The organism is Marinobacter sp. G11 (assembly GCF_021282325.1).
In the GTDB taxonomy this organism is placed as follows: domain Bacteria; phylum Pseudomonadota; class Gammaproteobacteria; order Pseudomonadales; family Oleiphilaceae; genus Marinobacter; species Marinobacter vinifirmus.
Map to the genome: position 1 here is coordinate 1 of NZ_JAJSPB010000040.1, position 26854 is coordinate 26854.

At 48.0% G+C, this 26854-nt stretch carries 23 protein-coding genes and 1 pseudogene; 5 read left to right on the forward strand and 19 right to left on the reverse strand.

The window, feature by feature from the left end; translation table 11 throughout:
* Positions 1-137: 137 nt before the first annotated feature.
* The 8 genes from LWH94_RS17455 to LWH94_RS17490 all read right to left on the reverse strand — a co-directional run bounded on the left by LWH94_RS17455 (position 138) and on the right by LWH94_RS17490 (position 10880).
* The gene (locus LWH94_RS17455; RefSeq protein ID WP_232903067.1) at positions 138-1091 is read right to left on the reverse strand and encodes a hypothetical protein; all 954 of its coding nucleotides are present in this window, start codon (positions 1089-1091) and stop codon (positions 138-140) included.
* Positions 1092-1276: 185 nt separating this feature from the next.
* A complete protein-coding gene (locus LWH94_RS17460; RefSeq protein WP_232903068.1) occupies positions 1277-1738 on the reverse strand; it encodes a hypothetical protein in 462 nt (153 codons plus the stop codon).
* 361 nt (positions 1739-2099) lie between these two features.
* On the reverse strand, positions 2100-2831 hold the full coding sequence (locus tag LWH94_RS17465; protein ID WP_232903069.1) for a DUF6339 family protein: 732 nt from the start codon (positions 2829-2831) through the stop codon (positions 2100-2102).
* Positions 2831-3727: a hypothetical protein gene (locus LWH94_RS17470; RefSeq protein WP_232903070.1), complete on the reverse strand. Its 897-nt coding sequence runs from the start codon at positions 3725-3727 to the stop codon at positions 2831-2833. The genes LWH94_RS17465 and LWH94_RS17470 overlap by 1 nt, the downstream gene beginning before the upstream one ends.
* The gene (locus tag LWH94_RS17475; protein WP_232903071.1) at positions 3727-5592 is read right to left on the reverse strand and encodes a hypothetical protein; all 1866 of its coding nucleotides are present in this window, start codon (positions 5590-5592) and stop codon (positions 3727-3729) included. The genes LWH94_RS17470 and LWH94_RS17475 overlap by 1 nt, the downstream gene beginning before the upstream one ends.
* The gene (locus LWH94_RS17480) at positions 5589-6596 is read right to left on the reverse strand and encodes a PD-(D/E)XK motif protein (protein ID WP_269802656.1); all 1008 of its coding nucleotides are present in this window, start codon (positions 6594-6596) and stop codon (positions 5589-5591) included. The genes LWH94_RS17475 and LWH94_RS17480 overlap by 4 nt, the downstream gene beginning before the upstream one ends.
* Positions 6586-9216, reverse strand: coding sequence for a Z1 domain-containing protein (locus LWH94_RS17485; protein ID WP_232903073.1), 2631 nt, complete (start codon positions 9214-9216; stop codon positions 6586-6588). The genes LWH94_RS17480 and LWH94_RS17485 overlap by 11 nt, the downstream gene beginning before the upstream one ends.
* A gap of 116 nt (positions 9217-9332) precedes the next feature.
* Complete coding sequence (locus LWH94_RS17490) at positions 9333-10880, reverse strand: DNA cytosine methyltransferase (RefSeq protein WP_232903074.1); 1548 nt, start codon at positions 10878-10880, stop codon at positions 9333-9335.
* A 126-nt stretch (positions 10881-11006) separates the two neighbouring features.
* Here LWH94_RS17490 and LWH94_RS17495 point away from each other — a divergent pair, with 126 nt between their 5' ends.
* Positions 11007-11423, forward strand: a complete 417-nt coding sequence (locus LWH94_RS17495) for a very short patch repair endonuclease (protein WP_442915009.1) — start codon at positions 11007-11009, stop codon at positions 11421-11423.
* Positions 11424-11717: 294 nt separating this feature from the next.
* On the opposite strand, the gene LWH94_RS17500 is transcribed toward LWH94_RS17495, so the two are convergent.
* The 9 genes from LWH94_RS17500 to yfbR (LWH94_RS17540) form a co-directional block, all read right to left on the reverse strand.
* Complete coding sequence (locus LWH94_RS17500; protein WP_232903076.1) at positions 11718-11915, reverse strand: hypothetical protein; 198 nt, start codon at positions 11913-11915, stop codon at positions 11718-11720.
* Positions 11916-11979: 64 nt separating this feature from the next.
* Positions 11980-12330, reverse strand: a complete 351-nt coding sequence (locus LWH94_RS17505; protein WP_232903077.1) for an MbcA/ParS/Xre antitoxin family protein — start codon at positions 12328-12330, stop codon at positions 11980-11982.
* Positions 12331-12810: 480 nt separating this feature from the next.
* Positions 12811-14067, reverse strand: coding sequence for a hypothetical protein (locus LWH94_RS17510; RefSeq protein ID WP_232903078.1), 1257 nt, complete (start codon positions 14065-14067; stop codon positions 12811-12813).
* Positions 14068-14069: 2 nt separating this feature from the next.
* Entirely contained in the window at positions 14070-16268 is a 2199-nt protein-coding gene (locus LWH94_RS17515; RefSeq protein ID WP_232903079.1) for an AAA family ATPase, read from the reverse strand.
* The gene (locus LWH94_RS17520; protein WP_232903080.1) at positions 16265-16717 is read right to left on the reverse strand and encodes a VPA1267 family protein; all 453 of its coding nucleotides are present in this window, start codon (positions 16715-16717) and stop codon (positions 16265-16267) included. The genes LWH94_RS17515 and LWH94_RS17520 overlap by 4 nt, the downstream gene beginning before the upstream one ends.
* A complete protein-coding gene (locus LWH94_RS17525; RefSeq protein ID WP_232903081.1) occupies positions 16718-17797 on the reverse strand; it encodes an Lrp/AsnC family transcriptional regulator in 1080 nt (359 codons plus the stop codon).
* The gene (locus LWH94_RS19550) at positions 17787-19742 is read right to left on the reverse strand and encodes a site-specific integrase (RefSeq protein WP_232903082.1); all 1956 of its coding nucleotides are present in this window, start codon (positions 19740-19742) and stop codon (positions 17787-17789) included. The genes LWH94_RS17525 and LWH94_RS19550 overlap by 11 nt, the downstream gene beginning before the upstream one ends.
* Entirely contained in the window at positions 19739-21571 is a 1833-nt protein-coding gene (locus LWH94_RS17535) for a hypothetical protein (protein WP_232903083.1), read from the reverse strand. Before LWH94_RS17535 ends, LWH94_RS19550 begins: the two co-directional genes overlap by 4 nt.
* 10 nt (positions 21572-21581) lie before the next feature.
* Complete coding sequence (gene yfbR, locus LWH94_RS17540) at positions 21582-22181, reverse strand: 5'-deoxynucleotidase (protein WP_232903084.1); 600 nt, start codon at positions 22179-22181, stop codon at positions 21582-21584.
* Positions 22182-22517: 336 nt separating this feature from the next.
* Between yfbR (LWH94_RS17540) and LWH94_RS17545 the strand changes: the two genes are divergently transcribed.
* The 4 genes from LWH94_RS17545 (at position 22518) to LWH94_RS17560 (ending at position 25498) form a co-directional block, all read left to right on the forward strand.
* On the forward strand, positions 22518-22757 hold the full coding sequence (locus tag LWH94_RS17545; protein ID WP_232903085.1) for a hypothetical protein: 240 nt from the start codon (positions 22518-22520) through the stop codon (positions 22755-22757).
* A gap of 269 nt (positions 22758-23026) precedes the next feature.
* Entirely contained in the window at positions 23027-24358 is a 1332-nt protein-coding gene (locus LWH94_RS17550) for a hypothetical protein (RefSeq protein WP_232903086.1), read from the forward strand.
* A 42-nt stretch (positions 24359-24400) separates the two neighbouring features.
* A complete protein-coding gene (locus LWH94_RS17555; RefSeq protein ID WP_232903087.1) occupies positions 24401-24706 on the forward strand; it encodes a hypothetical protein in 306 nt (101 codons plus the stop codon).
* 249 nt (positions 24707-24955) lie between these two features.
* Positions 24956-25498 carry a hypothetical protein gene (locus LWH94_RS17560; RefSeq protein WP_232903088.1) on the forward strand — a complete coding sequence of 181 codons (543 nt, stop codon included), beginning with the start codon at positions 24956-24958 and terminating at the stop codon, positions 25496-25498.
* 303 nt (positions 25499-25801) lie between these two features.
* Here the strand turns inward: LWH94_RS17560 and yfbR (LWH94_RS17565) are convergent.
* Together yfbR (LWH94_RS17565) and LWH94_RS17570 are read right to left on the reverse strand one after the other, a co-directional pair.
* Positions 25802-26050: pseudogene (gene yfbR / locus LWH94_RS17565) on the reverse strand (5'-deoxynucleotidase); the annotation flags it as partial.
* Positions 26051-26074: 24 nt separating this feature from the next.
* Complete coding sequence (locus tag LWH94_RS17570; RefSeq protein ID WP_232903089.1) at positions 26075-26728, reverse strand: DUF748 domain-containing protein; 654 nt, start codon at positions 26726-26728, stop codon at positions 26075-26077.
* Positions 26729-26854: the final 126 nt, after the last annotated feature.

Sequence of the window (26854 nt, forward strand, 5' to 3'; positions counted from 1 at the left end):
TGATGTCTTTGGCCAGTTCGGCGGCCATGGCTTTGAGTTTTTCTTGATCCACTTGTGTACCCACGATGGTATCCTTTTGAAAAGATTACTCAGTCGTGGGCAGTTACACAATTTGGTTTACAGCCTCCTTACTTTTCTCAGAAGTTTTCCTGAATATACTTGGCGGCATACCTTGCCCGACCCCAGTTCAGAAACTCAGAGACTTCTCCAGGTCCTGCATGGGCTCCCAACCCATCCCTTTCCAGGTTGCCCAACACAAACTCGCCTCTGTTAACCAGATCCTTGGTGATGGGCTTGTAGGTTCGTACGTTCATGGTATGAACACCTGTGTCGTCTTCCAGAACCAGTCGAGTAAAGACAACCACGCCCTCATAGCCTTCAAGGAATTCCCCCTGGATGGTAACTTCACCGTTCTCCGAAAGCTCGGCTGTGAGGTTAACGTTCTTGTCTAGGGTGTCTTCAATCGGATCGAATTCTTTGCCTCGGCCCGCTGGAATGGTGCCCTTTTCATCCACACTCGCCCGAATCGCTTCCAGAGTCTTGGACACATCCTTGACCCAGTAGACATCATACACCTCTGCCATTGCGATTTCCGGATTGACCAGTTCGTCGGCGTACTCGTAACCTTTAACAAAGTTAACGTAGTAGTGACTGAAAGGGGTTCTCAGACCGCCAAGAATGAAGGCCACGAGAAGCAGGGTCAGCAGACGCTTGCCCCAGCGCACCCCGAATGGAGCCGGATAGAGCTTAACCCAGTTCTTTTCTGGATTGAGGTAGGGTCGGCTCTTCTCGATAGCTACCTTGCGATGATCCTCGTAAGTTCGACAGACCCGCTCAAGCGCCACGTAAAGGATGACCGCAACAATTGGCCCCAAAGCAAACAATGTCTTCAGAGCATTCCACAGAGACTCTGCGGAGTTGCGCAAACCCATGGCATTCAGCTTCTCCCTGATGACCCACGGGGTCTGCATGATGCCTTCTTTGTGCAGGAAGAACATCACCAAAAACAGCACGGCGGACACAATCCCCACACCTATCGCCCACTGTCGATTGGTCAGATTGTTCACAAACCGAATTTTGGAAACGACCATTGTTAACGTCCTCGTTAGTATTGTTCAGGCTGACGTAAAAACCCCATAAATAACCCATGGGCTTTCGCAAGCCATTTTTTGCGAAATTGCTCAGAGCGAACGACACAATGCGGGAAAGCGTCGGGAGCTGAAATAAAAGCCTGCCCGGGACATCGAGCAGGCCTTTTCAGTTCAGAACTGAAGGATCAGTCGTCGTACCGGCGTCCTTTCATGGCCTCAAGAGCTTTAAGGTCACTCATCGGCTCAGGCATCTGTCCCTGACGTGCCGCTCGCTTGAGCAACTTGATCAGGACAAAGAACTCGATGACGGCAACGAAAATAATAAACCAGACAACGATAGGTACACTGCCTACATCGTGCTCTGGGAAACGAAAATCCGCAAAGAAGTTCCAGATATGATTGAAGGTTGTTGGGTCATCGTAATGGATTAGGCCAGTCTCTGTTATGGTCTTCTTGCCATAAAACCATTCTTCCGGCATTCTCCACTCGAAAAAGTTCCAGAAGTTTCTGAGCAGCATATTCAGGAAAGAGAAGACCCCCAAAATCAGGTCTTTCGCATAAAGCCCCACCAGAAACGGAATTGTGATCACCGCAACGGGTACAAACATCACTGGAAAACCAGCTCGGAGGATTAGGAATGAGATCATTTTGAGTTCCCTCTTTTGATTTTTGTGCGCAAGTACACCGAGGGCATGCAGAAATGTCAATAAAAATTAGTAGTTAACCACACCTCCCAAACGAGCTGGCTACATGCTTGACAACCGAACGGAGAAGAAAGCTGGCCATTCAGATGTCGAACAGTCTTTTTCAGGGCAACTCTGGAAGACTCAGGTTGTAGAATCTTAGGGTAAACGGTGGTGAGGCGGTCTGATCGACGACTCTCTAGTCGGGCCGTTTGATTAAGTCTGAATTACTACATCTAAGTTTCCCAAACAGGGATGAAATTTCTCATAAAAATGGCTGCTAAGGCCTTCATTCCGCTTCGCTCATTGCACCCAGCGACAAGTGTTAAAAAGAAGCAGCTTTAAAAAACATCCTGTTAACCAAGTTGTCCAATGCAGCGTCATCCAAGGCAAATAGCATCTGGACCTCCCCCCTCAATCTGAGATTAACAACTGCTCTCCTCATAACAGGCTCCATCGCTGATTTTCCGACTCTTTGAGCTGTTTTTATCCAGCCTTCGGCAAGAGCCTGAGCCAATCTGCTGTCGCTACTGATAGACGGTCTCTCAACGATTTGCACGAATGCATCTTCAGTAAGGGAATTAACAAACTTCCAACGATTGTCCGACTCTTTCCCACGATCAAGGGCCTTTGCTCTAAGCCATAGCCTTTGCAAAGCATTTCGAACTCCCCCTTGAAAACGCCTGCGGGCGATTCCCTTGAAACGCCAAACCACGACATCCGGGACGAGAACAGTCGTGATGTAAGCCCAGACGTCATCCCTCAAGGCTTCACCAGCTGTCAGACGGGGATAATCTGCAAAAAAAGCGGTTAGTTGAGTGTCAAAGGCAGACCTCTGTGCTGAATTGCTCGCACCCGGAAAGCCATTTTCACATGCAATATCCAATATTTGCCGCCTTAAATCAGCCAGTTCACTATCGCTTATTCTGCTACCCCCAGTCGCTCCAAAATGGCGGGCATCAATTCCGCTCGGTTTGTTTGGAGCAACTTCCTTTAGCGCAAACTCTTCCAAGATCGCATCAACATGAATCCGATCAAGCCTGGGGAAAAGGAGCATTAAGATACCTCTCCAATATCTGCATTACTCAGAATTGAAGCGTGAAACCTGCTTGGGGTATGTTCTAGTGAAGACCTGATTGTTTCGCTGCGCTGCCCTGGGAAGCAGATATTTATCCAGTAAAGTGCGTAACTGCCAACTGATCCGAATTCACAAGCTTCAAGCGTTTCAAAAGGATCGGGTAATTGAATCGCGCTTGTTATTATTTGGCTCATTACGTCAGCCATGATCACTTGCAACGTATATCTGTCGCCCGACACGAATCGCTCTGCAAATTGTTCCTGGTCTTTGTTAATTAACAACCTTACTGAGCCAGAAAAGTCCCGCGTCATTTCTCCGGGCACCCAATCCAAATACCACAGCGCATTGATTTCAGGTCGGCCTGCAAACAGTTTGGAGAAAGTCACCAGCTCAATTGGAAAGCGGGGCTCACTACCTTCGAGGCGTATATCGAGGTGATCTTGCCAAACCTTGGACGCGGGAAAGCTTGGTGATAGGGTTCCTGAATGTTCGCTAGGGAGCGCAATGATAGTTGTTTCCAGAAACAGTCTGTTTGAAAGATCTCCACCTCGCACAAAGTAATCGATTTGAAACGATTCATCCCACGAGTCAAAAACTCTCGGTTGCAACCATATACGGGGAAGGTTTCCAGAACCAGTGCCCGCCCTAACCCAAAGCTGCAAGTCCAAAGAACCGGTCGGGATATCCAGCTGCGTGGCGGCTATTTCCCGATTGATTTCTATTTTTCGGGTGATAGTTAAGTCGGAATTATAGTCCCAGGTTTCTGCTATATCTGAAACTGGCTTATTCCATCCCTCTGGATCCAACCATTCCCAAGGCTCAGCGTTCACCGAAGAGTGATCCAGAGTCAAGAACGGGTAAGCAATATCGCCCATCAGTCCTGTTCCTTTTCACCAAATTCGATTTTTAAGCGCACGGCCATGTCTTTCGGAATCTCTACGCGAATTTGCACATCGCTGGCATTGGCATCGAGTTCAACTTCATGACCTTCCCCGTAAAAATGACCATCGCTGCTTTTCCATGACAGGATTGAGACTGGGTGCCTTCCCAAATTTTCGTCTTCTTTCGGTAAGGGCCTACCTTCAACAACCAAGAAGTGGGTGGCTGTGCCAACAATCGCGCCTCCGTTGATATGAGGCACATCGGCACTAAACAGCGCAATCACGCGACCATTCCCACCCGACTCAAGCTTCTCAAAAGACGCCCATTGGACATGACTGTTGGACGGAATAACCTTCCCTTTTTTCTTACTTCCTGATGCTTGCGGAGGAGGGCTGGTCGCTGCGCCAGAAAGGAATGTCCCCATTGCTTTTGCGATACGTCCTAAAGGCTCCTTGTCACTTTCATGCTCACTTACTGCATGTGAAGGGTGGGCAACCTGCTTGGCCGTCTCTTTTATCTTACGTAACGCAATGTTCACATAGCTTTGATGTTTGCCCTTGGGCAGCATATTTGGAAGCCAATCATCGTGAGATGGGGGTTCCGCACTTGCAAATGCTTCCTCGACCTCATCATCATTTCCAGCCACAAAAACGCCAGCCCATTCGGCATCAGCATTCGAAAATGGGTCCCCTTCGAAGTACCTGACAACCAACTCTACCGGACGCATGACGGCGATGTGCGCACATTGTTTCGGAATGATACTCTTATGCTCTGGAACGATTGGGGTTCGCTCTGCACGGGGACCTTTATGTATGGCGAGGTCTCCCAACACCTGTTTGTATCTGGGCGAATAGACTTGTTGGCTGTCTTCCTCGTTATTCTTTATCTTTCGCATCGCCCGAGCAAATAGATTTAAAGGCGGATAGTCTTCAGGGCGGGGAAGGGATACTTCTTCACCTTCAAACTCAACCGCCAGGTTCAGGCTCGGAGCACTGTATTGAGTTTTGAGAAGACGAGGCCAGAAAAACCAAAGAAGTGTTTCTGCAATCAGGCCAGCGGTAACCCTTGGATTTGTGTCCTCAAAGCGCATGAATAGTGGATCCAGGATCATTATGGAAGTGCCGCGATCCTCTGGACCTCTCTGTAAGAAGCCCAGGCGTTCGGCTATAACCTCCGCTTCTGATCCCTCCACCGGATCAACATAATCTTCATTATCTCCTGGCGATCCCCACCAGTGCCTGCCCGTATATTTAATTGGTTCTCCTGAATCAGAATGAGCACTGAACGCTGAACCTAAATGGCAACCCATAAAGCGTCGTGCGTCACCCCCTTTGTTAGTTGTTTGGCTATCCACCAATATTGTTGAGCAGGCGCTGCTTAGATAAAGAGATGTCTTGCCATAGCCGTACGATCCACCTCCCTGATACGTGTCTCTTCGGGTCCCCACGTTACGCATGAAGTCGACGAAATCTGTTGATTCTCCCGGTCCAGGCAATTGGTCTGCTCTGGTAGGGCCGCCCAATCCTCCGGTGCCGAAATCACAGATTTCCAACACCCATTTTTTTTCGGTAGTCACGAAGTCCTGGATGGCTGCACGGGAAGCTTCGGGACCAGGGAACGCGGTTAAAGCTGAATCCAGCGCATCGGATTGGGATTGGGAAAGCGTCCTGAGCCGAAATACGACCTTTGGGACATGGCCCTCGTCAGCCGCATCACAACTGTTCTGAACCGATTCTCTGACTACAGTTTGCAGTAGATCTAAAGTCGGAGTTCCAAGAAGTTTCCTGAAACCGTCAGCCGAAAGGTTGCCATTAACAGAATAGCGTTCCGAGTGCAGGTGAAGTCGAGGAAAAGTCACGAACAGAATTCCTGTAATGCCGCTCTTCTTTCAGTGTTATCCAGACGCAGTTCCGTGGCGACCGAAAGATCAATAGAGTAAGAGACACCTAATACCCCTCTCGGCAAGCTCCCTTCCTGGAAGGATTCTGGAATGATCCGGGGGAAATCGTTTCCTACTCGGTATATCTCCTGATTCTCGTTGTTGAAACTGTACTTGTTCCAAGCAGTGCTATCTGGATCCGTGCAGCCAGCTTTTTCGAGTAAATCCGCGAACAACTTCGGATCTGCTGCTTTTCGAGCGACCTCTGCCGCAAGGTTTGAAATATTGATACTGCCGTGATTGACCTCTTCTAAAACTTGATGCACGAGCATGAGCGAGCCGTTGGTTGGCTGCAAAAGCTGATCCACTGCGGAGATTACAACTTCTTGGTTTCCCGAGCGGCTGGAGGTTTTGACCTCGAATGCAACGGAACCTTTGCGGAAATCATGACGCTCTTTCAGTGGCCCCCTCCAGCAATTAATGGTCTCCGGATTAATGTCCAAAAGAGAACTGAGAAAAACAAGCTCTCCCGCTAAACCGATAATGGTTTCGAAAGCGACAGCTTTATCAGGCCTAGGAATCAGTAGTTCCTGGAAATCAGAAAGCGTCGAGGCGGCTGCTTCCAACGCATTAACACCCTCGCTGACCCTACTTAAGAGTTCATCAACAACCTCAGAAAATACTCTTTCAAGGTCAGGTGACTGACAAACTATGTCCAAAAACCGCTGAGAGCGGCCTTTATAGGTGTAGACACAGTCTGATACTGACAGCGCTGCGGTGCTGGACAACTTGGGAACCGTCTCCGTTGCGCCGATAGGCAGAAGGAGTCTCGCCTCTCCAAACGGACCTAATGCATGTCTTGGAGGCCCATAAAGAGTAACGACGCTGGTAGGTATCGTTGGAATGGATAGACTACCCGCTTCGCATCTATCCTCTCTAAGTCGTGCCCACAGTGCTTTCGAAGCTTCTCCCTCAGATGACATGACCTGACTCCAAGTAGCTGGTTATCTCCTCATCGAGGCTTTCTAGTTCATCTGCTGAAGGTGGATCCACAACTACATGGTAATAGCTGCCGCTGCCCTCTGAGTCGCCAGGGAATACAATTCCAAACCCGATCAAGTCCCCAACTGCATCGAGTTGTTCGCGAAATTTGCTATTTTCCGTTTGCGGCTCTGAATCGCGTGCGATGGGATAAATCAGTAAAAGCGGGACATTGCCGATTTCCTGTTCTCTTGCCCGTTTGAGGGCTGCCCAATTGCCGTCGCCAGCGATAGCGTTGCGGCAATCAAAGAGAACGTCTTTCTTTGACATAAGAGCTTTGATGTCGGCGGCTTCTTCTGGCGGGGCCTTCAATTTTGAACGATTTGTTAACCTCACCTGTCCTGCATTCCCCAATGGTTCTCTGGACCAGCGATCACTCTGCGCTTGATACACACCAACATTCCATTCCGATAGCTCATCGCCACCCGAGTCAATGAAGCCAATTAGGTGCTCGGTAGACAGTTCTCGGTGGTTTTCCTGTATCTCATAGTTCAGTAGAAATTTACGAATCAGGTTCTTTGGCACACGTCTGAACAAAAGCTCTTCAGTAGTTTCGTCAGCTGTATTGAGTGACTTGCAACTGGATACCAGTTCAGAAGCAGCACGCCAATTACCGAGAACTCTCGCTTCATCCTTGTGGTCAAAGCGGATGGTTTGAATATGTTTCCCAACAAAACTAATGTCGCATACTTGGGCAGCCCTCATTTTTGCGGCAGAGGTAATCGCCATTCCAGGAATCCTGCGAACCCTTACAGCGAACTCCATGGGGGTAATGTTGCCCCTGGAAACATATTCGGAGATGTCTTCCCTGACTTCGGCCTCAATTCGCGCAAGGCTACGGAAGGAATCTTCCAGGGATGCGGTAGTCCAAATTCTGGGCAGATCTTCATAATTCGGGCGAAATCCAAACCAACGCCCCATCTGCAACAGCGTATCGTATTGGTTGGTGCTGCGCAGAAAGTACGAAACCATCAGGCCTTCCAGAGTCAAGCCCCGAGCTAACACGGAGCCTCCTACAACAATGTAGGTTTTGGGTCCGCTTTCGTAATCGATTCGATTATCGCTAAAACCATTCTCGACGACGACTTCAAGGGCATCCAGGGCCTCAGGTATTCGAATTTTTAGCTCATCGAAAGACACCGGTGAAGCTTGAGTTATATCATCTGGAAGTCTTCCGGATTCTTTTGACCAAGTTGACGAAAGTCTCTCGAACCATTCTCGGCTCCCCGCTCTAAAATCACGCTTGCGGAGGGCCACCCATGCACTGATCAGTGATTCGACCTTTTCGTGCATTATCGTTCGCACGGAGGTGTGGACAAGCATGGTCATGTGCTCGTTTTCATCTCCTCGGACCCTTCGTGCTGCCGAACAACCGATGAAATAGAGTAGGGCTTCCTCAAGGCTGGGGGGAATTTCCGGCTGGAAATCCTCGGTTTCTCTCCGACTGGCGGGCTGCAATAAACTTGCGTCCTCGGCGGGTACTTCCCGAATCATGTCCAAGCCTTCTTCATCGGACTTGATATCATCGGCGTCTACAGGTTCTTTACCGAACAACTTTTCTGTACCGAAATAGCCCTCTGGCAACTCTAGGGCAGTAATGAAATCTTTAGGGTAAAGATCATCAATTTGCGAATTATCGTTTGGATACGGATTGATTAAAACGTTGGCAAAGGGAGTAGCTGTATAACCGACGTAGCTGACTGCTGGAAATGTTTTTACAATCTCACGAATACGTCCATTAATTGCTGTAACATCAAGTTCGTTTGAGGATGCATTGACGCTCGCCTGATCACACTCATCATCAATGATTAGGACTCTCAACTTATTGAGAATGGCGGCTGGAGACCTTTCTACTGTTTTCAAGAAGGCATCGAGTGGTGAAACGTTCTTCTTGACCACGCACAGCTGAAGCACATTCTCGGGCATCAAGAAACTTCTGCCGGGAGGCATTCGAAAGTCACCATCATCGTCGACGCTCGTCCACTGATGCCAACTCGTTGGATGTCTTTCAATGAGGTCTTTGACCATCCTACGCTGAGTCTGCTGTCGAAGCTTGTTTGTGAGGCCTGCGAGGATGATGACAAAGTTGTAGCCTGCATCAACAGCTCTTGCGATTACGGCGGTCATGTTCGCCGTTTTGCCTGACTGGACATAACCCACGACCAAGCCACGATGTGTGAACCTGCTTTGATTGGGATCGGCTAAAAGAGATGTTACTTCATAGGATGCAGTGCCGATTTTGCCAGCAGTATCTTCTCCCCAGCCTTTTGTATAAGCAATATAATCTTCTAGGGCAGGCCAATGCTTATCACCGGCATCCGTTCCCGTGTACCAGTCTTTGTGGGGATTGTAAATCGAGTTCTTATGGAGTGTCTCAATAGGCTTTAAGCTCTCGGAGAATATTCGCTGAGCCTCACCAAGCTGGTCGAGGTGTTCCTGAGTAAAAGGGAAAAACGCCTCAAGCTCCTCTTTGACCCTCTGGGCCGCCTGCTCCACGCTTTCGCAGCTGGGGTACTGTTTTTTGATTTGTTTTATAAAAGACTGGACTTGATGTTGATCCATGAGATTTAGCTTACTCCATTGCTACACTTTCTCTATTTCAGCATCAGACTATACGAGAAAGTGGATCGAACAAAACTCGACCGATAACCCGCATGTGTATTTCACATCGTTGTACCTTACGCTCCGACAAGGTCAAAAACCACGGACGCGATCTTCTTCGCCAGTAACGGAGGAACGGCATTACCCACTTGGACATACTGGTTTGTCCGATTTCCCTCAAAATAATAATTGTCCGGAAAAGTCTGTATTCTAGCAGCTTCTCTCACGGTAAGACTTCTACACTGGCAGGGATCGTAGTGGATAAAATAATGGCCGTCTTTTGCGATGTGACTGGTTACAGTGCTTGGTGTCCGATTTCGGGCTTGCACCTTAAAACGGTCTACAAAATGCCCTGATGCCCAATTTCGATGTTCGGGCTCAAATGACTCTGGAAAATCCTTGGAAGTAGGAGACGCGCCGTTGTTGATCATCGCGAAAGAACTTGCGAACAGGTAACGGTATATGTCCGCTGGCATATGGCTTCGAGCATTATGATTCAGAAAGCCTCCGATACGCTCGTCACGATACCAGCGTTTTAAATCACCAAGTGATGAGTCCAGCGTATCCTTTTCGGTGGTGTCAGGAACGAAGTTACCACCTTGGGACAGGTAAGAGCATTCTGATCCGTTGAGTGGAAACTCTGGCGGCAGGGAAAAGCCATTCCTGGACAACTCTCTGTTAACTGCCCGAGCTGCTTGTTGAAGATTTTCGTTCCATGCCTTGGGTGTGTTAGAGATTTTGGTCAACCCACTTCGCAGGGCCGGCAAATCCCCGATGGCATCGTAGGTTGTAAATTTGGGGTGATTGGTTGATGTCAGAGTTTCAGGGGTACTTGATTTCAATACGTCGCGGCGAACCCCCAAGAGAATAACTCGGTGGCGGGTTTGCGGTATGCCAAATTCTTCGGATTTAATCAGGTAGTCTGCACTTGAGTTGTAGTTCACTTGACCGAATACATCGGGCTCAGGAGTGGGAACAGCCAGAGAGAAAATCTCGTATTCCGATCCAACGCTTTCCCCTACAACTTTGCCTGGGTTTTTCAAATCCTTGAGTATTGCATCAAAAATTAACTGGCCATGTACTTTCGCGCTCAAAATACCCCGAACGTTTTCCATCACGAAAACCTCGGGCCTGACTTCATTGAGGATTTCTAAATATTCCTTGTAGAGAAAATGTCGTCCGTCGCCCTCTGGGGTATATCCATCTATACCTTTGTTGCGGGATCGGCCAACGACGGAATATGCCTGACATGGGGGCCCACCGATGACAACTTTAGCGCCTTGATGATTAGCAGTTGCTCGCCGTATCGATTCTATTATTTTTTGATGGTGCTTCTCGTCCCCGAGTGTCCTGGGGCCGCCTAGCGTTTCCTCGATAGCTGCTTCGCTCTCTGCTTTGAATTGATGGAAAAGATCCTCTCGAAGCTTGGGATTTCCTGCTCTAACGTAGTCATAGTATTGTTTTGGAGCTTTTTCGAACTGGCGAAAGAAAGCCCTGAGCGTTAGGGTTCTGTGGGCTGCGGCATCCCGCTCGACTGAAGCGGCGAGTTTGAAGGGGCGATGACCAGCATGTGCGAAAGCTGAGAATCCCTCTCCAAGCCCTCCCGGACCGGCGAACAGGTCCACTATTAGTATGTTGGAACTCATTGTGACCCAAACTGTGATTTAAATGTCGCAGCATACCACTAGCATCGAACAAAACCAGGGGGATGAATGACTGACGTTGTTGATAAGGCTACTCGTTCTCGCATGATGTCCGGTATCAGAGGGAAAAATACCAAGCCTGAAATGGCTGTAAGATCAGCGCTGCACGCCGCTGGCTATCGATTCAGATTGCACAGGGAGGATTTGCCCGGGAAGCCGGATCTTGTGCTCCCAAAGTACCATGCGGCAATCTTTGTGAACGGTTGCTTCTGGCATGGACATGAGTGTTCGTTGTTCCGATGGCCCAAGTCTAGCGAAAGTTTCTGGAGAGAGAAAATTTCAGCGAACGTCGATCGTGATCAGAGAAACTATCTGCGGTTAATGGAGTCAGGTTGGAGAGTTTGCGTAATTTGGGAGTGTGCAATGCGCGTGTCACCAGAAATGTGGCGAGACTCGAAGCTTCCCTCCTTGTTAACTTGGGTCTCCAGCGATGAGGGATTCACTGAGATCGAAGCGAGTATTTAACTTCATGAATCATGGTTGAGTGGGTGATCACTGAAACAAAACTGTGCATGCACGAGGCTCGTCTCAACCGACTGTCATTGGCCTGCATCCCATAGGACGAATCCTCTTACCTGGAGGGGCGGCAGAGGTCACAGCCCCATATAACACTAAAGACCACTGGCTGGGTACAGGCATCACAAGACCAAGCGTCCTCTCCAGACATACTGAGGACTGCACCAGCCCTCGCTCCCTTCTCTAGAGTCGGATTTAAAAACCAAGCATGCGTACTCGTAACTGCGTCCGTGATGTGGGACTTCAGTCTTCGTTCTTCTCTGCCCAGAACTGTTCCCAGAGTTTCGACCGGTGCTGATCCACTGTTCCTTCTCTAATCGCTCTATTGGCTCGCTCAGCCTCAATCAACTTAAGCTCACGGATTTCCTCCAGTGTTAGCGGTTCACCGGGGGGTTTTCGGTCAAGCTCTTTTCGTATTGCTTCGCGTCGATCATTATTCATCAGCGGACTCTTTGAAATGCATAACCTTTTTCTTTTTTTCGAATGGGAAGACGAAGTATCACTACTATCGCTCATCATCTCGCAAAGCGCGAACGGCTTGAGCGGCGCTCTCCATTTCCTCGGGCACGTCAAAACATTGCCCGTCAAGATAGCGACGTACTCTGGCTAAATCGCCCTCAAGCATAAGATCCACTGCCGACCGGCCACCAAAAGCTCGATTAGGCTTCGCGGGCCATGCATTCGCCCGTTCCTCAGTTGGGTAGATTATCCGCAAGGCTTTGTAGATCCCCAGCACGTAGGAGATTTTTTCTATGTCATTACCGAGCAGAACGTCAATTTGATCGTGATTCAGCCCCCAGCGACCAGCAATTCGCTCGGCTACATTCCGGCCTATTTCGAATTGAGCGTCATCCATGGCTTTCAACCTCTGTTTTGCAACGATTCATGTTTTAGTGTAGCTGAGGACTTCATCTACAACGACCCACTCCGCTCGGCTGAACCGTCATGGCCCCCTTACTTTCATCATTGATGGTCACAGAAGTACCACGACATCAATGATTGCCCCATAAATGGAGCCAGGACTAATACTTCACAAGGTGTAAAGGCCGAGCGCTTACAAAGATCTGATGTGGCTCTACTCAGCGCTGGAGCAGAATAAAGCGATGTTGGCCCTCACGCTTGGGCAGACTCTATTTGGTCCGCACCGCTGATGCGATGCGAATCCACCACCTGTTCCAGGACTTTTCTTTCACGAAGGTGCCCCATTCAGCAGGCAGGCTCTGTTTCATTAAACCGCAGCCGTAACCCGCCATTCATGCGACCACTCAGTCACTCACCCACAACGGTAACTTAATTTATTTTTCTTAGTGAGTGACTGAGTGATCAAATAATCTCCTTAACCACCGAATCTTTGAATCGCAGACTCAGCTATGTCTCGAAGCTCTCGAAAGGTATGTTGGCCGACTTTATGGTTGGCGCTAGCTAGGACGAGTGACGCCATTCGTATGTAGTACATATAAGTTGTCCGGATATCTTTATGACCGATCTGCTTTCTGAGCCCGTCCTCAACTGATGCGTCATAAAATGACTTATCTATCTTATTTTTGCTTAAGTGGGAGATCATGTACTTTGTCGCGTACCAAGAACGGGCATGATGAAACGTCCATGGGAAATTATCGAGCTTCTTCTTGGCGACATTTGTCATCGTAGAGATCTTTTTGGGTGTGACTGGGTTGCCAAGCCGGTTTATAAAAAAGACGCTGTCTGGGTTAATTTCTGGATGCTTTTTTTCAAGCAGCTTTCGGCGTTCAAAATACATGGGCAGATAGATTTCGCAGACTGCTCTCCAGACGTCGATTTGCACTTCCAGTGTCCGCTCTTTTCCTTTTTCAACAACGGTATACTTGAATGTTTTGCTGCCTTTCATTTCGGAAATAAGTTCTGGGTACGGTCGTATGTGAATATTATCCCCAATACCGGCATAAGGCATCTTGGAAACTCCCTCTTCCCTGAGTCCTGTTCCTAGAGAGAGGAGGAAGCAAACCGCATAGACGGGATCTGAGTAAGCAGACATTAACCTCATTTGATCACTTTGGGACATAATCACTACGTCGTGTTTGTTACCGTCCTGAGTGCGTCGACCTCCAGTAGAAATGCTCGTGTGATCAGTGCTCGCAGACGAAATTTGAGGACGCAAATGCCTCAAGAGACTTTCGTCCTTGAATGCAAACTTCCAGTCTTTCGTTTGGAAGTTCATCGAAATTGGAAAGTTCTTTAGCTTTAACCAAGCATAAACATTGTGTATAAAGTTGGCGTTATCAGAAATAGTTTTGTCTCCGGGGCGCTTTTTTTTCGCTTTATCTCGTTCTCTTACTTGTTCTTGCTGCCATTCCCGTAGATCTTTCTCCGTGACTGAACGCCAAAAATTTTCTCCGTCATCTTTGTGACGCTCAAAAAGAAAGTTTAAAAATCGAACAAGTGTTCCCGCGTATTTTTCAGAGGTTTTTAAACTTCCCGAGGAATGGTGCTTGAGATAAAGATTGATCGGAGACAGCAGAATCTTTTTATCATTACGCTGAAGGTAAAGCACATAGTGCGTGTACTCGCGCTCATCGAAGCGATAATTGACGACTCGTTTCTCGACAACACTCATTTTCAGGACACCCCGGCCAAATCTAGCTTTCCCTCTTTAATCAGAAGCTCTCTAAGATAGGTCTGGCGTTTGCTTGAGGCACTGTCAAACTCTATAGCTCGCCTAAATCGCGACTCTGCCCCAACGATGTGCAATTCCTGCTCGGATCTCGTAATTGCTGTATACAGCCAGTTCCGGTCAACAAGCTTCGATGGAGACAACGGCACAATAACGCGCCTAAACTGCGAACCTTGGGCCTTGTGCAAGGAGATTGCGTACGCAGGCTCAACACACTCCAAGAGAGCCTGCGTGACTGATAACCTCTCCCCCCCATCAATTTGAACGACACCATAGCTTCCAGGTTGCTGCTCTATAGATACAAGTCGACCGAGGGTTCCATTCTGCACGTCCGAATCGTAGTCATTACGAGTGAAAATCACCGGATCATTAACATAGATTTTGAGATGCTTGCGCACTCCATCTACTTCAAACTCCCACTTTTTTGCGTCAGGATTTAAAGTCTCTTGGGCGAGAAGGTTAAGCCCATCAATTCCACCATGGACAGAGGCGTACGTCGCGCCAACAATCATGCTTGATTCTGGGTCTGCTCTCATCAACTCGATGCACGTCGAGTTGAGATCCGCATCATCAACTGGGTGGAAAAAAACTTGACCGATTGAAAGATCCTGGGGAACAACACCATCGCGGATCGAACGACTGTAACTCGGTATAGCGGAATCACCCTTCTGTCGCTTTACGACATCCAACTGTATGGTTTCAATGACACCACTATCTATTATATCGCGCAGCACATGACCCGGGCCGATGGGTGGCAGTTGGTCGACGTCGCCAACAAAGAGAAGACGTACATCTGACGAGACATGAGTCACGATCTTATACATCGTCGGCGTATCGAGCATGCTCGCCTCATCGATGACCAAGATGGAGCGCTTATCCGGTCGCAACGGGGGCGATCTCAAAAACTTAGCTATTGTCTTTGCTTTGATACCCGTGGCTTCACCCATGCGCTTTGCAGCTCGGCCAGAGAGCGCAATGCCGTGCACTTCAACACCTGATGCACCCAGTGTTCTTGTGATCAGTCCCAGCGTTGTTGTTTTACCAGTACCAGCCCCACCCGAGAGGGCCATCACGTAATACAGATCAGAACTAATTACTGCGTTAACTTGCTGCTCCGTGGCGCTTCTCCCTGAACCAACTCCCATCCCCATCTCTTCACACGCACTCTCGAAGGCCTCAGTCGCAATAAGGTTTTCACCTGGCTCAGCTGGCGTGTCATAAAGCCTCTTGGTGAGCCTTTTGGCAATGACACTTTCCATGATCAAGCTGCCAGCCGGATGATAACCTTTGTCAGAAGCCGCAAAGGAGCCCGTGAAGTTAGTCTGACCTAATGCTTGAGTCACCAGCGAGTTCGTTTTGAGCTTTTTCTTCAAGACTTTCCGCAAACCGTCAAGTGAAATGACTGTGTTACCTGTTCGCCCTGACTCTTCTAACAAAGACGCTTCAATTGCGGCGGACAGGCGGATACTGGAGTCCTCAGATACGCCAAAACTCTTCCTTGCAATTTCGTCTACAGCAGACCACGTCAGACCGAAGGACAGCAGTCGAAATGGATCCTCTTCGATTCGCTGTTTAATACTGCCCTCATGTTTTCTGAAAATTCGCTGCATGACGCCTTGCGGAATACCATGCCTTGCAAAAAACTCGGAGTACTCAAGCGCATTAAACCTCTCAAATCCTTTGAAAAGCGCGGTAATTGAGTCTTCACTGAGGATTCCCCTGAGTCGTTCACGTTTGCCGTCTTTTATGTCAGCGAAAATTTTCGGCCCAAACTCGTTCCAGAGTTTTCGAGCTTTTCTTTCGCCAATCCCGGAAAATTCACGTTGGTCTGCGACAAACCGAATAAACGCTTCACCTCCATATGGTAGGACAAATTCCATTGAATCAGCAGAGACCCTGGACTCAAGAATTTCCCGACCATGCTTGTTGACTTTTCTCGAACTGGAACGGCCCCGAACTTTCCACACCTGCCCCTGCGCTGGCTCGCACGGAAGCAGCTTTCGATTAACTGAAATAAGAAAGTGCTTTTTAGCATCTTTTCTCAAGCCGTCGTCATCAATCTCTACTCCAATCATTGATGACTTATATCGAGTCTGAAATCCGACCGACGTGATTCTTACTTTAACTTCGACCGGCGTAATCATCGTGTCAGATTTCCAAGCTCATAGAGCGAGTCTGACAATTCCTCATATCGAGAAAGCTCTCTTTCCAAATATTCTAATTTCGCTTTCAAACTTAGATTTTCATGCTCCAACTGTGACAAGTGCTTTTTTTGATCCATCTCTTTATAAGCATCCCGACCGAATTCAGAGCTTATTTCTTTGTGATTTTCAGACTTTATTGGTGCCTTCGGAGCGTAGACTCCCTCTCGTCTAAGACGGTCTTCTACTTCTTCAATTCTTGCTTGAAGTTTCTTGTTTTGAGTGAGGGCGGGGCGACCACAACCACAGTTTCTCATGATTTCCGTGCGCTTTATTTTCCCCCGATATTCGATGGCCAAAAAGTCTTCGTTAGACATTCGATTTACCCAAGCATCGAACCTGGCGACCGTCTCTTTCGCTATTTGCTGGCCATTTTTCTTCTTTTCCGTCACCTAAAGCACCCCAGGATCAAACACAATTACTGCACTAAAACCATCTTTCAAAACCGGCATCATGGAATTCGCATGCAGCCGTGAAATGAATTCGTCGCCGAACGGGACTTTAGAACCACGAACAAATAGTTTTGTCTTGGCTAAAGATGTTTGTGCGCATACTCCAATGATTTTTTCTGAGCGAATATTTGATAAGAACTGTCGGCGTTCATCCGCAAGCGGCACATTGGACTCGACGAGAACTACTTTTCCTCTTTTCGGAAGTGCAGGTATGGAAGTATAGTCACACGAAAAAAACGGTTGAAAAAGAATTACATAGTCAGGCTGTAGATCAGCAATTACCTCTTCTGCCTGCTCAAAATTTTCTTTCTCAGCAGCTTTGAAAAATTTATTTATATCTTTGAGTGACGGCTTCTCTATTTCTGAAAGGACGGAGTAATCCGGTTGCAGATGACTAATTATTTCACAGCCGCCTTGCGACTGTTGGTTCCTAGCTTTTGCTAATTGCAATCGAAGATCTATGACTTCTCTAGTTTTTTTCTTCGCATCTTCTGCATGTTCTTCGACTTGATTTTGAAACTTTTTAATTGTTGACTGCATCGACATCGTCGCGAAATCTTCAGCATCTCGACGCATAAAAAGGGAAAATATTTCGTCCTCTTTTCTAGACAACGCAGCTGCATATTCTTCTTTCAACGTCTTCACTTGCTCTTCAAGCCCTTTAACTTGAACCAGCAACCTCTCTTCCGCCGAGGAGGGAGAAAATACATCAGCATCTGGCGATAGGTATTTTTTAAGATGAGAAAAGCGTCGACTAAACGTCTGACGAACGATTCCGAGCCGCGCTGAGATTTCCCCAATTGTGATCTGGTCAGAAGGCTTCTCTGCGCGCAGATTCTCGATTACTTCGATCACTCCATCGTCTGTCAAGCGCTGATTCAATTCACGTACGGTGGGAAAATTGTCATACAGCCAACCACGCGAGACACCAAGTCTGGCCGCTAAGTCAGAAACCGTTATCTCCCCTCTCTTCTCAAGCTCTCTGACAGCTTTATCAAAGGCTTTTTGATCAATCCGCATTCGCCGTCTCCCGTGCGATGATGCGTTGCTTATCCTTCCTCAAACGATCCAGAAGCAATTTATTCTCCTCAATCCTGGAGTCGTAATAGTGTTCTATCCGATCGTCGCCGTCTTCCGGAAGATAAGAGCGCTTCGTTTCATAATAAACGACCTGGCGCTCTACATTCTTCGTTGACTCATCGGTATGAAGCACATGGGGGCAGTTTATATAGTCGCAAAATTCCGGATTCGGCTTTTCATCGTCCGTGCCTTCAATGCAAGGTGGTTTTTTTTCCTTCAAATCTGACTGACTGATACAAAAACCGCCGATCGGGATTCGGCTGATAAAAAGCGGAACACCGGCTTCCAAGTTTGCATGCACAAAAGCCTCGACTTCTGAAACAAGAATCTGTCCAGGGTATAGCTGCGCAGAACGCCTACGAAGCGCGTCAGCCAGTTCACCAACAGCTTCTCCGTTGGCAATTTTTGTCAGCGCTTTTTGTAGGTCTTCGGTGTAGTTCTCTTCTAGTAGCTCCATAACTGAACCACTCAGAAGTTCATTTCGCATAACATAACGCAGCGTCATGCCGTAGCTTTTATGCCCAAACAACTGGCGTATTAAATCCAGGTTTTCTTCGCCTTTCGAGATCAGCAGCCAAGCGATAGACTTCCGAAGTTGATGTGCGTGTCCCGGCTCGCCCGATGACTCAAGTACGAATGCCTGAACGTCTTTGCCGATCGTTGATATCTTTATTTTCTCGAACCGCTTACTTGTAACGATGTCGGACAAAAGCAGGAAATCAGATCCAATTGCTTGACGTTGATGAGCGAAGAGCTTTTCGAGTACCTCAACTGCTTTGACAACAATCGGAGGAACAGGAATAGTGTCTCTCGTACCCTTTTTCGGGTCAGACGCGGTCTTGAAACGAGTGATCGTAAGGTAATAGACACCATCACGCACGAATAAAGCACCCGTTTTCAAGTGAGCTATTTCGGCTCGGCGCATTCCGGTGAGCAACCCAATGACAAAGATGCACGCCCTTTTGAGATTGATCACTTCCGGACGGACCGCGTCGATATCAATTGTAGTTCGGTCTTGGTAGCCGGACGTATACCCTTTTGACTTCACGGACTTTGTCTTCGGTATAAACTCGAAGATACGGTTATCTGTATTTGGGAAGAACGGTGCCTCAAATACCTCAAGCTGTTTAAACAGCTCTTTGGTTTTACCATCTTTTCTGACTGGCATGAGCTGGCCACCTTCAAAACGCGGTCGCGTCATGATTAATCGAGACGCTTCACATATGGCATCAGAAAAAATATACAGATAGTCATGGGCTGCGTCGTAAGACATTTTTATCTGATGAGCTGTAAGGGGCATCCAACCGCCTTCACCATCCTCCTGACGCTCCCACAAGGCTCTCTGTGCCGCCTCCACGTCTTTTGACACAACCTCGGATAGAACGAAATTTGCACGACACCAGTCAGGCATAGCATCAAGTTCAGACGCGAAACACCAGATGCGAAGAAGTCTTGGAACACACAGTATGATTGTTTGGTGCTTCGCCGAATGCTCATAGAGCTGAGCAGACCGATTCAAAAACTGACGTATCTGGCTTGGATCAATAAGGCTGATGGTGTTTTTTGCGACGAGGAATTTTTCGAACAGAAAATCTTGTGCGAAACGACGGATCGTAGCGAACATTCCTAATGATGAACGCCAACTCCGCATCTCATTCGTCGGCGATGAAGGGAAGGTATAAGCCGTAAGAATTTTTATAAAATCGACAAGATCAGGATAGTCAAAACTACGCGCATTCTGAGCGTCCAGCACAGAGCTAAAATTGAAAGTAACGTGCTCTGAATGACCAATATTGATGCGCCAAGTGGGTTCACCAAAACGCACGCCGGGTGCGACTTCAGTTTCATAGAGAGACTGTACCTCCTTGAGATTCTTGATGATCACAGGGTGTCTCCCATCAACACTGGTGGCAGAATGTGTCCCTCTAGAAAAGTTCGCTCCTTTGCATCTTCAACGTCTTCTTGATAGGGCCACATTTCGACAACATGCTTAGCCGCACGGTACTCGTCATTATGTATGGAAAACTGATCTTCCCGCAGTGACCGACTCAGTTTTTCGAGATACAAATATCGGTCGACGACGAACGGAAGGTTGTTGCTAAAAACCCGGCTCTTCGAGCAGAGCAAACATTTGCTGAAAACTTTACAGCGTTTTCCGGAACTAACGCGACGATCATGGCCTGGCCAAGAGGGATTGAAGGGGTCTGAACAAACAGCTATGGGGTTTTCATTCGAATGATCGGAAAATACGGTAAAGACTTTGTCCTTCATCGTTTTTTGTTCTCTCAGCGGTATCAATTGACCAGCAAAGCTTCCATCGGAAATTGACTCCTCAATTTCGTTAAGGGCAGCTGACAAACGATCTTTTCGATCCTGCTCAAATGCTTTACCTGATCGATAGACTTCATCTGTAATGGAGCTGTAGGAGTGGCCAAAGAGTGTAACCATGAGCGCGAAAGGGACACCGTGATCTTTCAGGCGAAAATACAAGTGGGTCGGGCGAAGCTGTCGTTCATCAAGCGTTATGCCAAGAGTTTTTTTATAGATCCGGTTGAGAGCTGCATTGTTGCGGCCTTTTTCAGCTTTAGGATGCAAAAACCGAAGACGACCAGCGTTATTTTTTGTCAAGTTCGTAATCTGCGAGGCGACAACGAAAAACGGTTCGAAGCCGTGATCATCAACCATCTTCCCAAAGAGCTGAGTCTTCCTGAGCATCTTGGTTCGCTTCAACCAGAGCTTGATCAAATTATAAGCACTATCCGGCTTCGATTTGCTTGATAAGGCGACCATCAGCTTAGCTTCTGTATAAGCCTCGCCACGCTGTGTACCTTTTTCTTTGAATGTTTTTATGCAAACGACGTCGCTAGTCGGATCAATTTCTTGAAACGCAAAATCATGAGGGTCGATATTCGCAACGAGATCTGGTGACCAGCCGGTTTCCAGGCAAATTGCTTTACGAATCGCAGCTGCCTCTTCTTCAGATGGCAGCAAAATGTCAGCGACGTCCTGAAAGGATAAATCCGGGCCATCAGACAAGGCCGGCAAAAAGTACTTCATTCGCTGCATTGTGAAACGCTTTCGCAACACTTTGAGAGCATTAGTCATGCCAGCATAATCTACTGTTGATCTATTTATGCCGTATTCTCCATGGTCAAGCAGATCCTCCATTCCGCACTCTATGGGAAAGTCAGGAAACGCTTCCAATAGCACTGATACAGCATCAACCAACGTAACTTGATACTTCGCAAAAGACCTTTCACTCCGCGCAAAAACTTCGCCAGACAACTCACCCTCGAAGGTATGTGATTCTGCCTCCGTGACGAGTCGAATACGGTCTCTCATTCGATCAATGACTATACTGAGATAATCGCAGAGCTTCTCATAGTCTTCACGAGAGAGTGAATCAAAGCTTTCTCGATCAGGCTTTGGCGGAGTTTTCCAGTTTTGAGGAGATGTTTTGAACCTAACTCCGCCACTTTCGATTATTCGACAGAATCGCCGCGAAGCTGTACTGAAGCTGTATGCCTGCATTTCTGTTTTTGACGCACTGAGCATCCCCACAAATTCGGAAAATTCCCACAGACCGAGCTGGGCAGGGATTTGATCATCTCCAAACTTTGCCTGACAAAACTCCAAGAGCGCTGTCGCTGCATGTCGGTCTGGCTTGATCCTTGCTATTGCTCGTAACGCTGTAGAGAACTCCGAATAGTTCATGATGCTTCCCCTAGTTTGATATATCGTCAACTGGAAGGAGACAGCTCTTCACAAAAACATCCAAGACATCTTGAACTTCCGGACAATTTTTCTTGATCGCATCAATCCGGGCTTCTGTGCTCTTCCGGACTCCCTCAAATTCCGCTACGTTCCCGAACTTTTGCTCATCAAGCACTTTTAGATAAGCCGAAATGATGTCCGCAGCTTTTACGATTTGCTTATAGTCCGAATCAACCTCTTCTTGTATTACGAGCTGCTTGTAGTGCTTTTGTAAGTCAGCAGGAAGCGAGTCAATACATTCCTGCTCAGCCAGCAATTCCAGCTTCTTATACTGCTCCGTGAATTCAGCATTGTGGTACTTCACGACATGATTCTGATCCTGAAGTTTGGTTTCGGAGACCTCGTGGAATAACGCCAGTGTTGCAGCTTTAGCCGGATCAAGGTTGCCACCGTATCTTTCATTCCTAATGACACATAGAAGGTGCGCAATTACAGCAACCTGATGACTATGTTCGGCTACATTTTCTGGCCTGACACAGTGCATTAACCCCCATCTTTTGATAAGAGGCATTCTGAAAATCCAAGCTAAGAATGCTGATTGCTTTGTCATGGGTGCTCCCTAATTAACTACGTTACATGTTGATCGATTTTTCACTGAATGCAAGTAAAATTTAAGATTAAGTATTTGGTCATTTATTAATTTTAAAAATCCAATTAATTGCCAATCTTCCCTTATTAAATAAATCGCATCAAATTGTCGCCATTAACTAACTGAATCTATTTAGAATTACCATAGGACTGACATTACTTATATAATGTCAATTATGACGTTTTAACAATTTTCGAACAGGAAATTAGAGAAGCACATGAATAAAATCCGATAACCGCGAATTTAAGTTCATGCTCATAAGCTGAGAGGTTCGTCGCACCGAAAGAAGCACATTCTTTGAGAAAAGCCAGCCAGCGCTCGTTTGAGACGAACAACCTGATTGTCTCTAGCGGAGCCAAGAACTCTAAAACCATTGTCTGTCTCATCGCCTGCATCCCCTCAACCTCCAGACATCAGTTTGGCATTGGTGCCGATTTTCAAAGCGATCTGCTAAGAGCTTTTTGCGGCTTGACGGGTCAAGATAACAATCGCATCGGCTTTGAAATCGGAGCTATATCTTCCGCTTCTGGGCCTTAACGCTCCAGTGACAAGCCGTGGCTTTTTACGACCTCAGCGGGCACGAGAAAGAATACCTTCGAATCTTATGGCGGTCTGAAATCTCTTCGGTTCACCGTCCAAGCTATGACTAAAACCGCGAAGCACTAGAGCAGATGATGGTCTGTCCGCTCGACCTCGTTTACTGATAGCATCGCAAGATGCCGATCGCTCACGTTGTGACGAACCTTTCTGTAATTGCGACGTACGGTTTCCGCCCCATTAGCATAGCTTTGAAATGGTGATGATTAATGCATGTAGCTCTTTTTTGTTCGACCCTTTTGCCAAGTAAACACGTTCTGTGTCGAGTTGGACTACTTGCAGCCTTTTCTCTGTCACTTGGTTCCGTCGCTGCGGAACCTCACTCTGATGAAATTATCCAGGAAGCGGTAACTTCAGGGGATCAGCTGTATGAAAACGGAGACAAAATTGCCGCTAAAAACACCTACCTCATCGCGTCTTACCTTGGAAGTCCTCGTGCCCATTTCAAACTGGCTTATCGGTTTGTACTTCCACCGCATAAAAAAGAATACCATCTCGAACAGGCGGCGTTGGCGGGACACGAGAAAGCCCTGGAATTGTATTTGGACCACACTTTCTATCGTGCGGGGAGCATAAAGCAAGCCAACCCACACAAGGCCGCAGCAGTCTATGGAAGAGCGCTTCGTAGCAACCCTGCAATAAAATTCCGTTTCCGGGATCCGGAAGAAACTCTTGAGCTTGCATGGAATCAGAAGCCACGGGACAAAGAAAAATTTTTCTCTCAATACAACGTGCAGGATGAAGATGGCGAATGGCCTTTCTACGATGTCTGGGAACTAGCGGAAAAAGCCTCTCGCCCGAGTGAAATCTTCGGCGAGCCAGATCCTGCACTCGTTTTTTGGCTAATTACTCACGGTGGCCATGTTCCGGCAGAGACTGAAACGGCAGTCCAAACCTATTATCAGCGCTGGAAATCCGGTGGCTCCATAGAATTTGATATCTGTGATTATGTGACAAGTGGCGACGGTGCCACATTCTGTTCACAGCGTGAAAAGGAAGAACGTAACTCAGAATTGACTGCCGATCTGCAAGATCTTAGTGACTCGCTTTCGTCCACTCAGTCAGGACGCCTAAGAAATGCTTACGAAGAAGCCGAAAAGTTTATTACCCTCAAAGTACAGGGCGAGGAGATGCATTCTGGTACTGCTAGATTTGCTTTAATGAATGCTTCTAAAAGTAGGCAACTGAATGATTTCATTGCCCTTGCCTCTGACATCATTAATCAAGAGATTGAGGGCACTACAAGCGGTCTGGCAGAGGAGGACGAGAAGCTAAATAAATTATATTCGGAGTTACTTCTGCTGATTGCCGAAAATCAGCATGTTCGTATTGGAGTTAATACCTCCATGGTCTCGACTGAGGCGTTTCGGAATACTCAGCGACAGTGGATGCGATATCGCGATTCGCTCGACGCGTTTTTCCAGTCCATCGATGGAAACAATGGGGACGTGGTGCACGCTCTACTGACAAGTAATCGAAATGAAGAATTAGCAACTTTGAAAGAGTCAGTTATTGCGTATAAAGAACTTGACTCGTATTAAAATTGGATACAGAGCGTTAAAGCTCTTGGTCGGAGTTTGATTATGGGCGATCAACACTGGCTGATGTACGTTGTTAGCGGAATAATTGTTTTCGCAGTGCTAAAAGACAACATAAAAGCCAGTTATCAAAAGCGAGGAGCAAAGGGTCCTGTTATAGGAATTAGCTTGATTATCCTTGGCTTTCTCAGCGCTGCAACGGCATTTCAATGGGGAGGGTTCATGCTTTTCTTGGCTTTAGGAATTCTCAGCAGTGTTTGGTGGCTTCCAGGATTTTTGGACAAGCTCTTCCCCGATGATGTGGAAAGAGAGAAAAGGTTGCGCGCGGAAAACCCTGATTGGGACCGGTAGATGCTTTTAGATTAATTTAGAGATTTAACCCCCAAAATTCTCACGATGCTAAAGCTAAAGTTATCGTCTGACAGATCGCTCGTGCCAAAAAGGTCACTCGCTCAAAAGATACAAGTTCCTGCGTCAAATCTCTGGAAATTGCTGACGAACTTCCGTTGAATGAACCGAGAAGAGGCAGTTATAACGCTATCGCATCCTTTTCCGTACACAAGTTTCTATGCTGAATCCGGGAATGCAAGGTAATCATAAATGTTTTATCCAACATCGATCTGCGACAAAAAACCAGTGGAAGAGGGGCGAGATTTGGAGATTCAACACCGAGTACGTTCGGTTGCTTCAGCATTGGCATTTGTCATGTTGTTTTTTACGTCAGTCGTCTCCGCGTTCGAAGACCTACCTGAAACCAGTATCGAAAAGACTTATCAGCAACGGCTTGAAAATGGTCTTTACTCTATGTTTTTGAAAAGAGGAATGCTTGAGAAGCTAATGTCTGAAGAGGGTCATAACCTCGAACGCGCCGATGAGGAGTTACAAAAAATCTCTAGAGGCATTGCTGTGTGCACAGTTCTCGGCACGCGACTTCTACCAATGGATATTAAGAAACGACTGGGCGTTCTTATCGGAGAAGGACTCTCAGCTTCGGAGATCACAAATCAAACAAACCTTCTATTTGAAGATAGAATGCGGGCCAACCCCGACGACGAAGATTTCCTAAACGCGGTCGAGGCTCAGGTAGAACTCAGTGAACAATGCATTTCAGCATGGATGGAGCCTCCAATTCCTGATCCTTGAAATTTTTCAGCGATTCACGCCAACATCGAAGTTTGTTTCTTCTAGTTCGATCTTTATTGCTCGGGTTATTGACTCTTCTGCTTCAGTCTTCACTCCCCTTACAGGGGCATTGGTAAATCTATCGAAGAAGTCTTTATCCCCGTGCCACAACTAAAGCGCACCTGAGCAGCAGACTCCGATAAAAGCGAAAAGGTCAGACGTTCTGATCGCAAAAGACCGTCATAAATCCCTTAATTACACCTGTTACACAGAACTATACTTAAAAATAAACGATCTTGTTACTTACTTTCATTTTTAGAAATACTCACCGGTAATTACCTCGGTAGCATCGTGGTACAGCGCGGCAGCGGCGATGCGGTCGGCATTCACCGCCCCGTCAAAGTGCCGGTTGCGGATCAGCGCCAGGGCGTGGGCGATGGTGGCCACTTCCCAGGAATGGGTGGCCACGTTTTCTTCGATGGCATTGCGCATCAGGCCCCAGCGCTTGATCCAGCGAAGGCGCGACACATAGGCAAAGAAATGACTGGCAGCACGTGCCTTTAGACTGGCCATAAGCCTTCCTGATCCGGTGGTTGTTCAGCGTACATCCAGGTTGAACGGTACGGTCACCTGGCCCTGATCATCCACGGCCGCCTGCCGGGACGGCTCCAGGGTGAACAGTTGGTCAGAGGGCACACCATGGGTGTCCTGCAGCAGGCGGCGCACCGCCACCCCCCGGTCTGTGGCCAGTTTGCCCAGGGTCTCCGGCGGCAGCGACAGCTCACCGTCACTGTAGGCCTGCTGAGCCTGCTCCCAGGCTTCACCGGTTACTGGTTCACCCCGGGCTTCACGCTCGGCTTTGAGCAGGGCCAGGCCATCGGCTTCGGCGGCTACGGCGCCACGGATATTCAACAGCAGGTCGGGCCGGTCATTGAGGGCGCCAGCCAGGGCAGACAGCTTTTCCGCCTCGCCGCTGGCCAGTTGCACACTGCCCGGCACAAAGCTTACCTGTCCCAGTTCTTCGCTGCTGAAACCGGCCAGGTCCACCAGCGAACCGAGCATGCTGAACGGCGAGGCCGCCGCTTTCACCAACAGGTTCACAAAGGCCCGCATGACAATCTGGCCCACGCTGAATTGCGGGTCCGACAGGTCACCCTCGATGGGCAGGTCCACTTCAATCACGCCCTGGCGGTCGGTCAGCAGGGCGAGCCCCAGCTTTACCGGGGCGTTGACCGCCTCCTCACTGGCCACTGCGTAAACCGCTGAAGGTTGCCACCCATTCCACGTGAAGCCTGCCACCCGGACCGGAGCAAGGCTGCCACCCATCGGAGCGTAGCGACGCGGGGTTTCTCTTCTTACTCCGAAGTCTCAGTGCCC